Source organism: Prosthecobacter sp. (assembly GCF_044226605.1).
In the GTDB taxonomy this organism is placed as follows: domain Bacteria; phylum Verrucomicrobiota; class Verrucomicrobiia; order Verrucomicrobiales; family Verrucomicrobiaceae; genus Prosthecobacter.
The window spans coordinates 398,569-412,205 of record NZ_JBGAGS010000001.1; the positions used below are offsets into that span (position 1 = coordinate 398,569).

The window sequence follows — 13,637 nt, forward strand, 5'->3', positions numbered from 1 at the left end:
GGAAGACGCACTGTATGCACTTCATTGTTGCGTTTGACGCCATGTCTCAGAGCGTTAGCGTTGCGGCATGACCACGGCGGATTTGAACCTGCTACCGACATTGAATGTGCTGCTTGAGGAAGGCAGCGTGGCACGCGCCGCACAAAGGCTGCGGCTCAGCACCTCGGCCATGAGCAGGGCGCTGGCACGGCTGCGCGAGACCACCGGAGATCCCCTGCTAGTCCGCGCCGGGCGCAGCCTGGTGCTCACTCCCCGGGCGGAGCAATTGCGCGCGCGCGTCGGCCAGGTGGTGCGGGAGGCCGAGGCCGTGCTGCGGCCTTCCCGGCCAGTCAATCTTTCTCAGCTGACGCGCACCTTCTTCCTGCGTACCAGCGAGGGCTTTGTGGAAAACTTTGGCGCTGCGCTGCTTTCCCGCATGGAAAGAGAAGCCCCACGCGCGAGGGTGTGCTTCATGTCCAAAGCCGACAAGGACAGCCGTCCGCTGCGCGAAGGGACGGTCGACCTGGAAACCGGAGTTGTGGACGAAGCGCTCGGCCCTGAGGTGCGGGCAAAGGCGCTGTTCCAGGATCGCTTTGTGGGTGTGGTGAGAAAAGGACATCCGCTGAGCAAGGTGAAGATCACCCGCTCTCTCTACACGGGAGGGCGTCATGTTTCCGTCTCGCGCAAAGGCTTTGAAAAGGGCCTCGTGGAGGCGGCCATGGATCCGCTGGGTCTGCAAAGGCAGGTGGCGGTCGTCGTGGGGGGCTTTGCCACCGCGCTCTCATTGGCTCGGGCGTCGGACCTTATCGCCACGGTGCCAGCGCTTCACACAGGTGTTCTGCGGACGGACATGCACAGCTTCAAGCTGCCTTTTCCAGCGCCTCCGTTTGTTGTGTCGCTGCTCTGGCACCCGCGGCTGGATGCCGATCCCGCGCATAGCTGGCTGCGAAACTGTGTCCGGGAGGTTTGTGCACGGGAACTGGCACACTCCTCCCGCTTTTCAGGGGCTGCATGAGGCGCCCTGCAGCGGCTGCTTTACCTGCCTGAAGGCCCCCCTCAGCATACCAAACCCACCCAGCACAAAGAGCAGCGGAAACCAGATGGAGTACAGCGCCGCGCGGGAGGCGTGCTCCAGCACGGCCTCATCCGGTGCCGCAGGATTCACGAAACAAACCTGCTCCGAACCCGGCGGATATTTCTGCTGTTTCTGCCGTGCGTTCTCCAAATGCAGCGTCGGCGCAGCCTCCACCTTCCGGATGCGCATGCCGCTGTGCTTCACTCCATTCACCTCATATTCATAGCGCACCTCGGCGCGGTGCGCGGGATCTGAGTGCGGCGTGGGGCGCTCGCTTACCACGCGGGAGGACAGAATGCGGCATGAAACCTGAAGCCATTGCCGCGTGATCTGCGCCTCTTTGTACGAGAGCCACATGCGCCACGAAAAGAAGGAACCTGCCACAATGAGGAAGACTCCCACCGTGCCAAGCCACCAGCGGCCTGATTGAGATGCAAATTGATTCTGCGACATGCGTTCGGGAAGCAGGCTTTGACTACGCTTCACGCGTGTTCCATACAGAGATGCGCACATCTCGCAAATTTCCGCATGTCTGAACCCGTCCCCGTCTCCATCCGTCCGCCACGCTGGCTTCTGAAGCCCGCAGTGGAGGGCGCTGCCGAGCTCGCGGCGGACATGGGGCTGTCCCAGCTCATGGCGCAGCTTCTGGTGCAGCGCGGCCTCAGCACCGTGGAGCTCGCGCGCGATTTCCTCGTGCCCAAGCTCGCCACCCTGGGAGATCCCACCGTGCTGCCGGAGATGAAAACCGCCGTGGAGCGCATTTTACGCGCAGTGGATGCCAAACAAAGCGTCGTTCTCTACGGCGACTACGATGTGGATGGCGTCACCTCGATGGCGCTGATGCATCTCATCCTGAAGGCCTACGGACTCTCCACGCATCTGTTCCTGCCCACTCGCATGGAGGAAGGCTACGGGCTGAGCATGGACGGCATCGCCAAATGCTACGAGCAGTTTGGCAAGCCGGACCTGTTCATCGCGCTCGACTGCGGCACGACGTCGATCAAGGAGGTGGCCAAGCTGCGCGCCGACGGTGTGGACTGCGTCATCATCGACCACCACGAGCTTTCCCCGCTTGGCCGGCCGGACTGTCTGGCGCTGGTAAATCCGAAGCTGGGCAAGGACTACCACTACTTCTGCACTGCGGGACTGGTCTTCAAGGTTTCTCATGCGCTGCTGAAGACGCGCATGCTCAGCAGCTACGACCTCAAAGAGACGCTCGATCTTGTGGCGCTCGGCACTGTGGCGGACCTTGTGCCGCTGGTCGATGAAAACCGCCTGCTGGTGCGGCGCGGGCTGGAGGCACTGGCACAGACCACGCGCCATGGCCTGAAGGCCCTGAAGCAGATCGCAGGCGTGGAAGGCCTGGTGCAGACGCATCACGTGGGATTCCGCCTGGGGCCGCGCCTCAATGCGGCGGGACGGCTCGACACCGCCGCCACGGCGCTGCAGCTTCTGCTCGCGTCAGATCCAGAAGAAGGGGAGGCACTGGCCGAACTGCTGGAAGCGCACAACAAGGACCGCCAAAACGTGGAGCAGCAGGTGCACCTGGAGGCCGAGGCCATGCTCCATTCCCTGGGCGACATGGAAAAAGTCTCCGCCATTGTGCTGGCCTCGCGCAAATGGCACCCGGGTGTGATCGGCATCGTCGCCTCCCGCATTTCACGCTTGTGCCACCGGCCGACCATTCTGGTTTCGATCGATGAAAATGGCGTCGGCAAAGGCAGCGGGCGCAGCATTCCTGGCTTCTCCCTGGTGGAGGCCATCGACATCTGCCGCGCTCACCTTCTCGGCGGTGGCGGCCATGCCATGGCCGCGGGCATTTCCGTCCATGAAGACAAGATCGACGCCTTCCGCACCGCCTTTCAGGTGGCTGCACGCGAAGCCCTGAGCAAGGAAGCCATGACCGCCGTTCTGGAGCTCGATGCCGAGGTGAAGCTGCGCGATCTCTCGCTAAGCTTTTTTGACAGCTACAAGCTGCTGGAGCCCTTTGGCCAGAAGAACCCCGAGCCGCTCTTCCTCTGCCGGAATGTGAAGCCCAAGCTGCCAGGCCGCACCATGAAGGAAAAGCACCTGCGCATTATCCTCACCCAGGAGGGCGCCTCCATGGAGGCACGCTGGTTCAATGCGCCCATCGGCAATCTCCCCCCTGCCCCGTGGGATGTGGCCATGCGCATCCAGCGCGGCTGGTTCCGTGGCACGGAGCAGTGGCAGCTCACGCTGGAGGCCGTGCGAACCTCCGCTTCCGTTCAGCGCGGGTGATAGCGGTAGTGTCCTGTCAGCGGAAACTCAAACAGGCGCCCCTCATGCTTGGGCCCCTGGCCGATGTTGTGCACGATCCACGGCTCCGCACCGCCGTCTGGCGCTGGCACCACGATGGCGATGTGCGGCAGCCTGCCTGCCACCGTGCATGTAATGAGATCTCCGGGCAGGTAATCCTCCGCTTTCTGCGTAACAGGCAGTGAAGCTCCGCGGCGCTTGAAAAAAGTCTGCAAATTCGGCACACGGCGGTGGTCGATGTTTCTGTCCGTGGTGCGCAGCCCCCATTCCTTCGGGTAGGCGGCAAAGGCTTTTTTCATGTCTTCATGCACCAGCTTCTGCAGGTCGATGCCCAGCGCACGGTAGCTGCGGATGACCTCATCCGTGCACACGCCGGTGTCAGCAGGCACATCACCATTGGGATAGTCCAGCTGCACATACGCGGGATCGTAGCGCACCCGGTGGTTCAGGCGTTCCAGCGCCGCCTGGACCAAGCGCTCGGCAAAGGATGGAGTGCTCTGCTGGGCATGGCACAGAGTGGCGCAGGCGGAAAAAAGAAAACTGCGGCGGGTCAGGTCAGTCATGCGGCACTTCGACACCCGAGATGAAGGTGCGTTGAACTTCAAGGCGGCGGTTCAGCACCAGCACGTCCGCCAGCTTTCCTTTCTCCAGGCTGCCGCAGCTTCTGGCCATGCCGGTGCGCTCCGCCGGCGTGAGGCTGGCCATGCGCACGGCATCCGCCAGCGTGGCGGAGGTGCTCTTCTTCATGTGGCGCACCATGTGATCCAGCCCCACCACCGAGCTCGCCAGCCCCTGCCCGGGGACAAAGCCCACCTTCCCATCACTCTCAAACCAGGAGCCATCCTCCTCGGTACCAAAGCGATACCTGCCCGGCGGCATGTCCAGCGCGCGGTTGCAGTCCGTCACGAGGCACAGCCTCCGCGGCCCTTTCATGCGAAAGGCAAAATCCAGCAGCTCCGGGGCGAGGTGCATGCCATCCGCAATGACCTCGGTGCTCATCTCCGCATTGGCGAGCACGAACTGCTCCATGCTCGCCTGCATGGGCGTGCCAAAGCGTGTGCGCAGGGAGGCCACGGAACTCATTGCGCACCAGAAATGGTCCACATGCCGCATGCCCGCCTTGTACGCACGCGCCATCTCCGCCCAGTTGGAGTTGGAGTGCCCGCAGGTGATCAGGCAGCGCTTCTTGCGCGCCATGCGGTAGAAATCCTCCGCTCCTGGCAGCTCAGCCGCGCAGGTGGCTATGCGCACCAGATCATCTTTGAACCACCGCGCATATTCCTCCTGCAAGGGAGCACGCCGCCCCTCGCGCGAGTGGCAGCCCACCTTGTCCTCTGCAAAATACGGCCCATACAGGTGCACCCCTGCGATGCGGGAGCCATGCTCCGGGTGCCACGCACCTTTTGCCTCCTGGCATGCGCCCAGCATTGCAAGGATCTGCTCCGGCGCCCCCGTCGTGGTGGTGGGAAAGATCGAGGTGGTGCCATGCCGCGCATGGGCCTTCAGCGCCGTCCGCACCGCCGCCACCGTGCCGTCCATGAAATCCGCCCCGGCTCCGCCGTGCACATGGATGTCGATGAATCCGGGGCTGATGTAACCGCCCTTGGCATCCACCACCACCGCATTCTTCGGCACCGCGATGCGTTTGCCCACGGCCTTGATCTTTCCACGCTCGCACAGCACCGCTCCACCTTCGATCAGACGATCAGGAAGAATCAGCGTGCCATTTTGAATGACCAGCGGCGCCGTTTTCATAGCAGCGTGAGCGGATTGACGCGTGTCTTCAGCGGCAGGCTCACCCGCTGGCCGTTGAGCCGGTGAGATTCAAACACTGCGCTGACCATCTCAATGGTTTCACGCCCCTGCAGCGCATCGATCAGCGGCGCACGATTTTCACGGATCGCGGCTATGAGATCCAGCCCGGCGGTTTCATGGCTGGCGAGTTGCGCGCCGAGATTGGGGATGGGTTCCGGCTTGTTGATGCCTGCGGTGGTGATGGGCTGCCACTGCCGCGGCTCCTTGAGCGCCGGATTGAACGGGCTCCCGGCGCAAAGATGCGCCACCGGCTCCTTGTCGATGCGGAAATCGATGATGCCCTTGGTGCCGATGATCTGCAGGCCGAAGCCCGCCTCCTTGGTTCCCGCATTTTGGATGGAGTCGAAAAACATCGGGACACCGCCGGCCAGCTCGAAACGGGCGTGCACTTCGTTGCCCGCGAGCGCACCGATGCCCTCGTCGCCCTCCTTCACATCAGCCTTGGTGATGGGTTTTCCGTCCTGCAGCACGGTGGCGCAGCAGGCCTGTGGTGCTCCGCCAAAGTAGGTGGCCAGGTTGAAGAGGTGCGTGCCGAGCACCCAGAGATCCAGCGAGCCGCCGCGGGGGTCTTCCTTGCCACGGCCGCGCATTTCCAGCACCCGGCCGATCGCATCTTCCTTGATCAGCTTCGCAATCACGGGCAGCACCGGGTGGTAGCGGTTGCGGTGCGCCACGGCGATCTTCGTTCCTGCCTTTTCCGCCGCGGCGATCACCTCGTCAGCCTCGGCCAAGCTGCGGCAGAAAGGTTTTTCGATGTAGATGCCCCGCGCACCGGATTGGATGGCCGCCAGCAGCATGTCCCGGTGCTGGTCCAGGTGACGCGGGCCTATCGCCACAATGTCCGGCTTCACTTCCTTGAGCATCGCATGGTAGTCGGCGTAGCCCTTTTCCACCCCGAGCTTTTTCAGTTCAGCCTTCAGCCCGTTCTCATCAGCATCGGCCACGGCGGCGATTTCCACTGCGGGGATTTTGAGCCACATCGTGTCGAGTCCGTGGCCGTAGTTGCCACGGCCCGTGTGGCCTATTACGGCGACGCGGAGTTTGGAGTCAGCCGCGGCAGCAAAGCTGGAAGCGGCGAAAACAGCAGGAAGGGAGGCGAGAAGATGGCGGCGGTTCATGCGGGGGACAAGAACGTCAGCCGCGGTGGCAAACACGCACTTAGATGGATTTTGCGGCTTTCCCCCGGCCCCGGGTGGTACTTTGCCGCTCTGAATTCACCTTTTGAGTTTGTTTGCGCAGAATTGTGTCTATTCATCTCCCGTGTCCGTCCCCAACCGTGCCGCGGACATCACCAACCCCATGTCAGAGACTCAAGAGCATGCCGCCAAAGACTCCGTACCGGAGTTAAAGCAGCGTATTCGAGAACTGGAGACCATGCTCCATGCCTGCCGCCTGCGCCTGCCCAATGCGCCTGCCGAGGCCGTGCGCGAACTCGCGGAAAGCGAGGAGCGCTTCGCTCTCGCCGTACGAGGCACCAGTGACGGCATCTGGGACTGGGACATCCGCACCAACAAGGTCTTCTTCTCTCCGCCCTGGAAGAGCATGATCGGCTACGCGGACGATGAGATCGCCAACGACTTCAGCACGTTCGAAAACCTCCTTCATCCCGAGGATCATGACCGGGTGATGGCCACGCTGAACGATTACCTCGAAAGCCGCATCCCCCGCTATGCCGTGGAGTTCCGCTTCCGCCACAAGGATGGCAGCTGGCGCTGGATTCTCGCCCGCGGTCGTGCGCTAAGGGATGAGCATGGCAAGCCCTACCGCATGGCGGGCTCCCACACCGACGTGACCGAGCGCAAGCGCGACGAGGAGGAGCTGCGAAAGGCCAGGCACGACGCCGAGTCCGCCAACCATGCCAAAAGCGCCTTTCTGGCCAACATGAGCCATGAAATCCGCACGCCGATGAACGGCGTCATCGGCATGAGCGAGCTGCTGCTGGAGACGAGCCTGAACGAAACCCAGCGCGAATACCTGGAAATGCTCAAGCATTCCGCCGACTCGCTGCTTGAGCTGCTCAATGACATCCTCGACTTCTCCAAAATCGAGGCCGGCAGAATGGAGCTGGACTCGCATGAGTTTGATCTCAATGAGATCGTCACCGAGGTGGCCCAGGCCATGGGAGTGCGTGCGTTTCAAAAGCGCCTCGTGCTGCTCCACCACCTGAGCCCGGAGGTTCCCGCGCGCCTCATCGGCGATGACGGCCGGCTGCGGCAGATCCTCATCAATCTGATTGGCAACGCCATCAAGTTCACGCACAAGGGCGGCGTCACCATCGAGGTCTCCGTGGAGTCCGAGACCGCAGACCTCGTCACCCTGCATTTCAAGATCAACGACACCGGCATCGGCATTGCCAATGAGATGCAGGAGAGCATTTTCGAGGCGTTCACCCAGGCGGAGACCTCCACCTCGCGGCGCTATGGCGGCACCGGCCTGGGGCTGGCCATCTGCCGGGACCTCGTTGCTCTCATGCAAGGCCGCATCTGGGTGGAGAGCCAGCCCGGCACGGGCAGCACCTTCCACTTCAACGCCGTTTTTGGGCGCACCAGCGGCATCTCGATCAAGCCCAAGTCCCCCCGCATCGAGCCGGTCGTCACCGCTCATTCATCCATGAAGGTGCTGATCGTCGAGGACGGCCACATCAATCAGCTCGTCGGTGCCCGCATGCTGGAAAAACGCGGCCACACGGTGACGCTGGCGTCCACAGGCCGGGAGTCCATTGAACTCCTCAAAAAGGAGCCGTTCGACGCCGTTCTCATGGACGTCCACATGCCCGGCATCAACGGCTATGAGGCCACCGCAAAAATTCGGCAGGGAGAGAAGGACACCGGCAGGCATGTCCCCATCATTGCCATGACGGCCAATGCCATGAAGGGCGACCGCGAGCTCTGCCTGGCCGCAGGAATGGACGACTACATTTCCAAGCCGCTGCGCTCCGCTGAACTGTTTCAGGTCGTGGAACAGTTTTCCAGGCGGAAGACGGAAGAGGAGCCTGGCCACGCCGCGGCAGATTCCGCCTCCGCGGCCGACCGCCCCCAGCCTGAAGACCCTCCATTTGATCTTGCCGAGTTTCGTGAGTCCACCGGGGATGAAAAACTCATGCGCAAGCTGGTGGCCATCTTCTCTGAAGACTCGCAAAAGTACCTGCGCAAAGCCGAGAAGGCGCTTGCCTCCGGCAAAGCCAAACCCGCCTATGAGGCCGCGCATTCCCTCAAGGGCATGCTGGGAGTTTATGCCGCCAACAAGGCGCTGAAGCTTGCCAACGAGCTGTGCGAATACACCCACGCGGAAGACCTGAAGGGCGCGCGAATGATGTATGATCAGTTGAAGAAGGAGTGCGCCCTGCTTGGAGACGCCCTCACCGCATCGTTTGACCCCGGCATCTGATTCAAAGGTACTCCGTCATGCCATCATAGCCATGCACGACGTGGATCGGGTGCCCCACTTCCTTTAGAATCTGCCGCGTCAGGTTCAGCTTGGCCTGAAGCGCAGGGTCATCGTGATCTGGATCATGATGCACCACGATCCATTTCTTGGCACCCACCAGCCTGGTCAGCGCGCAGGCCGTGGCCAGATTGGAATGTCCCCAGCCAATGCGTTTGGGATAATCTGCCGGCAGGTACTGGGCCTCGTGCACCAGGAGGTCCACGCCATCCAGGAAGGCCAGCATGGGTTCGTAGGGCACCACAAGATTGGAGTCCCGCGTCAGCTGGGTCGGAGGCCCCATGTAACCTTGCAGGAATTCATTGTCGGGCACGAAGGCCACGCTCCATCCATTGTGCGTCACCTTGAAGCCCACCGTGGCGCCGGGATGCTGGGTGAACTCGCGTGTCACAGAGACATCGCCAATCTTCACCGGCGCGTCATCCAGAAACACAAAGTTGATCTTGGCGCGCAAATCTTCGCGCTGGATGGGGAAGTAGTCGCGGTCCATCTGGCCGCACAGCAGCGACTCGATGTTTTTGCCAAAGCCGCGCTCGCCATAGACAGTGATCTCAAAACCTGGCACGTAGATCGGTGTGAAGAAGGGGAAGCCCTGAATGTGGTCCCAGTGAGTGTGCGTGATAAAAAGGTGGATGTGGCAGGGACCGCCCGCCAGAAAGGACTGCCCCGCATCCCGCAGCCCGGAGCCGGCATCAAACATGATGCGCTCTTTTCCTGTGTTGTACTCAAAGCAGGTGGTGTTGCCACCATGCTGCGCGTAGCGAGCCCCGCACACCGGAATGGAACCACGCGTGCCCCACAGCTTCACGTGCGGACGCTTGACGTCCAGCACCGGCGCGTACTGCTCCGCGGTCACGGGAAGATGATCCCGGTGCGTGATCCCCTTGGTGGAGGCGGCTTCATGAAAATACTGCTGCAGCTTTTCCAGCAGTAGCTCGGGATCAAACGGCTTGATCAGCACGTCCACCGGCCCGGTCTGCTGAATGTGCTTGAGTTCCGTGGAATAATCTTTCGCCGTGCAGACGATCACCGGCATGTGCTGCGTGGCCTGCTGAGACCGCAGGTGCCGCAGCACCTCCAGCCCGTTCATTTTCGGCATGATCAGGTCCAGCACCAGCAGGTCCGGCTTGAACTCTTCCATCTGCTCCAGGCACTCCTCCCCGTCTTCCGCCACACGCACGATGTAGCCGTGGGTTTCAAGCGCATGCGAAAGCCGCAGGGAGAGTGCGCGCACGTCTTCGGCGAGCAGGATTTTTTTGGGTGGGGTTGGAGTCGCCATGTCTAGCCTCTGAAACTCAATTACGCGCAGGAGCCGTGGTCGGGCTGGCGGGATTCGAACCCACGACCTCTTCGTCCCGAACGAAGCGCGCTACCAGACTGCGCTACAGCCCGAATCATACATTAACTCAAAGAATTTGAAGCTGATCCGGCAGGCCCCAAAAGTTCGCGGAAACACCGGCTTTGCAAGCTCCACTTTCACAAACCGTGGGCACACCCGGCAGGCGGCCCGCAGAAGTCTGGGAAGGTTGGAGCAGGCTCAGGCCCATGCCCGTCAAACGCCCGTTATTATGCGTTCCCCGTTCTTAAGGGCAAGCTGATTCGTCATTCCCACAGCTTCTGAAAACTGCCTGCCTTCAGCGCATCGGCTGCTCCGATGGCGGAATCCAAAACACCCACCGGTGCGGAGGATCAATGCCTGACGCCATCTTCAACTCCAGCATGAGCGGGTGCAGGGAACGTACCGCCGTGTCCATGACAGGCACAGCGGCGGCATTCCCCACGGTGTTGGGATTCGCCACATTGATATTACCGGCGACGACGCCCCCTGCGACGGCGGTCCCGGCAGCTCCTCCTGTGCCTTGAACCACTCCTGCCGGCGGTGTGGGCGGAGCGGTCATGAGGTTGGGGAGCTGTTCGCGCCAGGTGGAAGTCCACTGACCACTGGCGGTGTCAAACGCCCGCCATTCATACTGCGCCAGATTGTCCAGCAGCACGACCTGTGTCAGGGGATGGCTGCTGTGGCCAGGAAGCACCTGCGGATCTGGCATCTTCTGGGAGGTGAGGATGAGCTTGAGGCCTCCACCTGCCAGCGTGGCCGTTTTCAGCGTCACGATCTGCTGGGGCGCTCCATCAAAAGGCGAGCGCACGTTTTGAAACTCCAAGGTGCAGAGGTAGGAGGAGCCGTCCTGCGTGGTCTTCAGGTTCATGGCGGCACTGGCGGGAAGGTTGGAAAACAGATGCTGGCAGAAATCAATGTAGGAGTAGAGGCGGCGCTCCCGGCGCTGATGCTTTTCAATGTCGTCCGCGAGTGTGATCGTCCCCTGCGAGATGCTGTACATCGCCGTGAGCAGCATGGCCGTGATCCCCAGCACGATCACCATTTCCAGCAGGGTGAATCCCCTTCTGGAAGTGCCGGCGCGGAGTGACGTGATCATGGGGGAAAAGTTATTGGCCAGGACGAAACAGCGGGCGGAAGACCCATGTGCTGGCGGAGGCTTCCTGCTTGCTGGCGCCCTCTTTCCAAGTCGCCACGATCGCCACTTGGACCATCTCCGGGAGAGGCTGTCCGTCCTTGTTTTTCAGTTCCAGCGGAGCCACCTGCAGAGTGTAGGTGACCCCGTCTTCTTCGAGCACCTTTTCGCTCGTGGCACTGGCTGGCGCAGGCTGTTTCCATAGCAGACGGGAATGCTCCGTCAGCAGGGAGTTCATGCGATCCTGCACCATGCCTTCCTGACGTTGCAGCACCGTGGAATCCCCCACCTGCTGCACCGCCTCCACCAGCGCGACCGCAGCCAGGCTGAAGACAAAGACAGCGAGCAGCACCTCCAGCAGGGTGAAAGCCGCCGCCCTGAAGCGCAGGCCTCTGCGAAGATGTGCGGAAGAATTCATTGCAGCACCTCCTCCACGTCCACGAAACCGCCCGTCAGCGGATCCAGCGAGGCACGCACCGTGGAATTCTGCCAGTCGAGCCGAAGTCCCAGCGGCTCGCACAATCCGCCGGGAAGAATCATCAGGCGCTGCCCTGCGGCAGCCCCCCATCGGTCCGAGCCCATGCGTCTCAGCTGGAACTTGGTGCCTGCCGGAAATGCCACACGCATCCCGGCGCCACCGGCCTGGGGATTGGCGCCCGTCAGTTCCACCCCGTCCTGATCAAACACCACCATCTGGGTGATGGAGGTGGCGGAGGCCCTCTGGGCGGCCTGCATGAACAACGCCTCCACATCCTGCGACACCTTCCGCAGTTCGTTCTCCTGCGCCATCCGCTGCACCGCACCAGCACCGATGCCAATGATGAGAGCCGCGATGGCCAGCACCACGATCATCTCCAGCAGGGTGAATCCAGCGCGGCGTTGCATCGGCATGGCCGGTTACCAGTTGCCGATGTCGTCTTCGGTGTTCTCGATGCCATCAGGGCCAAAGGAGAGCACGTCATAACCGCCGACATTGTGTTTGCCGGGATTGCGATATGCGTACTTGCGCCCCCAGGGATCAATGAGCGCATCCTCTTTCACCAACTGGGTCCACCGCTTCGGCGCGGGGGCGGCGGTCGGACGTTTGTTCAATGCTTCGAGGCCCTGCTCCTGCGTCGGCGGGATGAGATTCGCGATCTTGTAGGCTACCAGCGCGCTCTGGAGCTGCTTGATCTTGGCCCCGGCGGCGACTGACTCGGCATTCTTTTCAATGCCGTTCACCATCACTGCCACGCTGCCAATGATCAGGGCGATGATGAGCAGCACGATCATCATTTCGAGGAGGGTGAATGCACGGGTGTGCAAGGGCTGGCGACGGATGTGTTTCATACGATGGGTGGTTAACGATGATTCAACTGGCTGAGAGTGGAGAAAACGATGTTCACCATCGTCCAAACAAGGCCGCCGACAAGTACGGCCATCACCAGCAGAAGGCAGGGCTGGATCAGCGCGGTCACTCGTTCAATGGTCCGCGTGAGCTGCACGTCCATGCGGCCTGCCGCTTTCCCCAGCACTTCGGACAGGTGCCCCGTGTCTTCGCCGATGCGAATGACGTCGACGGACTGTGAGCCGAGCACCTCCGTCTTGCGCATGGCGGTGCTCAGGGAAGCTCCCTCACGCACCAGTTCCTCGGCCCTGGACAGCCCCTTGCGCAGATGCAGGTTGGTCACCGCCTTGCGCACCAGTTCGAGCGCAAAGAGCAGAGGCACGCCGCCGCTCAGCAGGCTGCCCAGCGTCTCAAAATACAGCAGCTCAAAATGCGAACGCGTGATGTCCCGGATGCCAGGCAGCGTGAGCAGCAGCTTGTGCCATTCCGAAACAAAGGCGGCGGACTTCCGCAGCGCAAACAGCGCCATGAACACCACGCCCAAAAAGATGAGCAAGGCCCACCACCAGTGCTTTAGAAAATCGGAAAGCCACAGGCTCGCCTTGATCATCGCTGGCAGTTCCTTGCCCCCGCCTCCCAGCAGGCCGGCCAGCTTGGGCAGCAGGTAGGTGACCATGACGATGGCCAGTGCCGCCCCTGAAACGATGAGGAAGGCCGGGTAGATCAGCGCTCCCACCACCTTGCCGTGCAGCGTCTCCATCAAACGCAGGTGCCGTGACTGGCGGTCCATGATCTCCGGCAGCGAGCCGCTGTTTTCCCCGGCTGCGATCATGTTGCAGTACAATTCGTCAAACGAGGTCGAAATCTGCCGCAGCGCAGCGGAAAGCGGCACGCCATCGCGCACCAGTTCACGGACTTTTTTGGCCAGCGCCCCCTGACCTGAGGAGGTGCGGTTTTCCATCGCATGCAGCGCCTGCTCCACCTGCAGGCCGGAGGCCAGCAAATCGCCCATGTCTTCGGTGAAGCGAATCACGTCCGCCTTGGTGACCCGGATCTCCGCCGGCGCCGCCGCGGCCGCCTGCGCTGCTGCGGCTTTCGGGCGCTCGCCCGAAAGCGGCTGCACGGAGCGCGCCTGCCAGCCGCGCCGCGAGAGCATGCGCACCGCATCGCCGCGGTCGCTGGCTTCGAGCGAGCCCGTTTTGACGGTGCCGTCCGCGGCCAGGGCTTGATATTGAAAGGCAGGCATGAC

General features: G+C 62.1%; 13 protein-coding genes and 1 tRNA gene. 3 read left to right on the forward strand and 11 right to left on the reverse strand.

The features are described 5' to 3' along the window. Window positions 1-67: 67 nt before the first annotated feature. Window positions 68-994: a LysR family transcriptional regulator gene (locus tag ACILSO_RS01355; protein WP_395735552.1), complete on the forward strand. Its 927-nt coding sequence runs from the start codon at window positions 68-70 to the stop codon at window positions 992-994. Here ACILSO_RS01355 and ACILSO_RS01360 read toward each other — a convergent pair. Then, window positions 980-1,507, reverse strand: a complete 528-nt coding sequence (locus ACILSO_RS01360; protein ID WP_395735553.1) for a DUF3592 domain-containing protein — start codon at window positions 1,505-1,507, stop codon at window positions 980-982. The two genes, ACILSO_RS01355 and ACILSO_RS01360, sit on opposite strands and share 15 nt — an antisense overlap. A gap of 75 nt (window positions 1,508-1,582) precedes the next feature. Between ACILSO_RS01360 and recJ the strand changes: the two genes are divergently transcribed. Further along, window positions 1,583-3,313 (forward strand): single-stranded-DNA-specific exonuclease RecJ, encoded by a 1,731-nt coding sequence (recJ, locus tag ACILSO_RS01365; protein WP_395735554.1) that lies wholly within the window; start codon window positions 1,583-1,585, stop codon window positions 3,311-3,313. Here the strand turns inward: recJ and ACILSO_RS01370 are convergent. Genes ACILSO_RS01370 through ACILSO_RS01380 form a run of 3 tightly spaced genes read right to left on the reverse strand, consistent with a single transcriptional unit; the run spans window position 3,301 to window position 6,264 of the window. Continuing rightward, a complete protein-coding gene (locus tag ACILSO_RS01370; RefSeq protein WP_395735555.1) occupies window positions 3,301-3,894 on the reverse strand; it encodes a DUF1287 domain-containing protein in 594 nt (197 codons plus the stop codon). The two genes, recJ and ACILSO_RS01370, sit on opposite strands and share 13 nt — an antisense overlap. Further along, on the reverse strand, window positions 3,887-5,086 hold the full coding sequence (locus ACILSO_RS01375; RefSeq protein WP_395735556.1) for an N-acetylglucosamine-6-phosphate deacetylase: 1,200 nt from the start codon (window positions 5,084-5,086) through the stop codon (window positions 3,887-3,889). The genes ACILSO_RS01370 and ACILSO_RS01375 overlap by 8 nt, the downstream gene beginning before the upstream one ends. Continuing rightward, window positions 5,083-6,264 carry a Gfo/Idh/MocA family protein gene (locus ACILSO_RS01380; protein ID WP_395735557.1) on the reverse strand — a complete coding sequence of 394 codons (1,182 nt, stop codon included), beginning with the start codon at window positions 6,262-6,264 and terminating at the stop codon, window positions 5,083-5,085. The genes ACILSO_RS01375 and ACILSO_RS01380 overlap by 4 nt, the downstream gene beginning before the upstream one ends. Window positions 6,265-6,445: 181 nt before the next feature. On the opposite strand from ACILSO_RS01380, the gene ACILSO_RS01385 reads away from it, so the two are divergent. Next, a complete protein-coding gene (locus ACILSO_RS01385) occupies window positions 6,446-8,533 on the forward strand; it encodes an ATP-binding protein (RefSeq protein WP_395735558.1) in 2,088 nt (695 codons plus the stop codon). 1 nt (window position 8,534) lies between these two features. Here the strand turns inward: ACILSO_RS01385 and ACILSO_RS01390 are convergent, their stop codons facing one another. The 7 genes from ACILSO_RS01390 to ACILSO_RS01420 all read right to left on the reverse strand — a co-directional run bounded on the left by ACILSO_RS01390 (window position 8,535) and on the right by ACILSO_RS01420 (window position 13,634). Further along, the gene (locus ACILSO_RS01390) at window positions 8,535-9,869 is read right to left on the reverse strand and encodes a response regulator (RefSeq protein WP_395735559.1); all 1,335 of its coding nucleotides are present in this window, start codon (window positions 9,867-9,869) and stop codon (window positions 8,535-8,537) included. A 36-nt stretch (window positions 9,870-9,905) separates the two neighbouring features. Then, window positions 9,906-9,982, reverse strand: a tRNA-Pro gene (locus ACILSO_RS01395). A gap of 242 nt (window positions 9,983-10,224) precedes the next feature. Next, on the reverse strand, window positions 10,225-11,025 hold the full coding sequence (locus ACILSO_RS01400) for a type II secretion system protein J (protein ID WP_395735560.1): 801 nt from the start codon (window positions 11,023-11,025) through the stop codon (window positions 10,225-10,227). Window positions 11,026-11,035: 10 nt separating this feature from the next. Next, entirely contained in the window at window positions 11,036-11,479 is a 444-nt protein-coding gene (locus tag ACILSO_RS01405) for a type II secretion system protein (protein ID WP_395735561.1), read from the reverse strand. Then, entirely contained in the window at window positions 11,476-11,952 is a 477-nt protein-coding gene (locus ACILSO_RS01410; protein WP_395735562.1) for a Tfp pilus assembly protein FimT/FimU, read from the reverse strand. Before ACILSO_RS01410 ends, ACILSO_RS01405 begins: the two co-directional genes overlap by 4 nt. A 6-nt stretch (window positions 11,953-11,958) precedes the next feature. Further along, a complete protein-coding gene (gspG, locus tag ACILSO_RS01415) occupies window positions 11,959-12,390 on the reverse strand; it encodes a type II secretion system major pseudopilin GspG (protein WP_395735563.1) in 432 nt (143 codons plus the stop codon). A gap of 11 nt (window positions 12,391-12,401) precedes the next feature. After that, window positions 12,402-13,634: a type II secretion system F family protein gene (locus tag ACILSO_RS01420; protein ID WP_395735564.1), complete on the reverse strand. Its 1,233-nt coding sequence runs from the start codon at window positions 13,632-13,634 to the stop codon at window positions 12,402-12,404. Between the last annotated feature and the right edge of the window lie 3 nt (window positions 13,635-13,637).

Excerpts from the sequence above, each read along its gene's own strand:
- gspG (WP_395735563.1), bottom strand. The coding sequence starts at position 12,390 with ATGAAACACATCCGTCGCCAGCCCTTGCACACCCGTGCATTCACCCTC.
- ACILSO_RS01355 (WP_395735552.1), top strand. The coding sequence starts at position 68 with ATGACCACGGCGGATTTGAACCTGCTACCGACATTGAATGTGCTGCTT.
- ACILSO_RS01385 (WP_395735558.1), top strand. The coding sequence starts at position 6,446 with ATGTCAGAGACTCAAGAGCATGCCGCCAAAGACTCCGTACCGGAGTTA.
- ACILSO_RS01420 (WP_395735564.1), bottom strand. The coding sequence starts at position 13,634 with ATGCCTGCCTTTCAATATCAAGCCCTGGCCGCGGACGGCACCGTCAAA.
- ACILSO_RS01370 (WP_395735555.1), bottom strand. The coding sequence starts at position 3,894 with ATGACTGACCTGACCCGCCGCAGTTTTCTTTTTTCCGCCTGCGCCACT.
- ACILSO_RS01405 (WP_395735561.1), bottom strand. The coding sequence starts at position 11,479 with ATGAATTCTTCCGCACATCTTCGCAGAGGCCTGCGCTTCAGGGCGGCG.
- ACILSO_RS01360 (WP_395735553.1), bottom strand. The coding sequence starts at position 1,507 with ATGTCGCAGAATCAATTTGCATCTCAATCAGGCCGCTGGTGGCTTGGC.
- ACILSO_RS01375 (WP_395735556.1), bottom strand. The coding sequence starts at position 5,086 with ATGAAAACGGCGCCGCTGGTCATTCAAAATGGCACGCTGATTCTTCCT.
- ACILSO_RS01410 (WP_395735562.1), bottom strand. The coding sequence starts at position 11,952 with ATGCCGATGCAACGCCGCGCTGGATTCACCCTGCTGGAGATGATCGTG.
- ACILSO_RS01390 (WP_395735559.1), bottom strand. The coding sequence starts at position 9,869 with ATGGCGACTCCAACCCCACCCAAAAAAATCCTGCTCGCCGAAGACGTG.
- ACILSO_RS01380 (WP_395735557.1), bottom strand. The coding sequence starts at position 6,264 with ATGAACCGCCGCCATCTTCTCGCCTCCCTTCCTGCTGTTTTCGCCGCT.
- recJ (WP_395735554.1), top strand. The coding sequence starts at position 1,583 with ATGTCTGAACCCGTCCCCGTCTCCATCCGTCCGCCACGCTGGCTTCTG.
- ACILSO_RS01400 (WP_395735560.1), bottom strand. The coding sequence starts at position 11,025 with ATGATCACGTCACTCCGCGCCGGCACTTCCAGAAGGGGATTCACCCTG.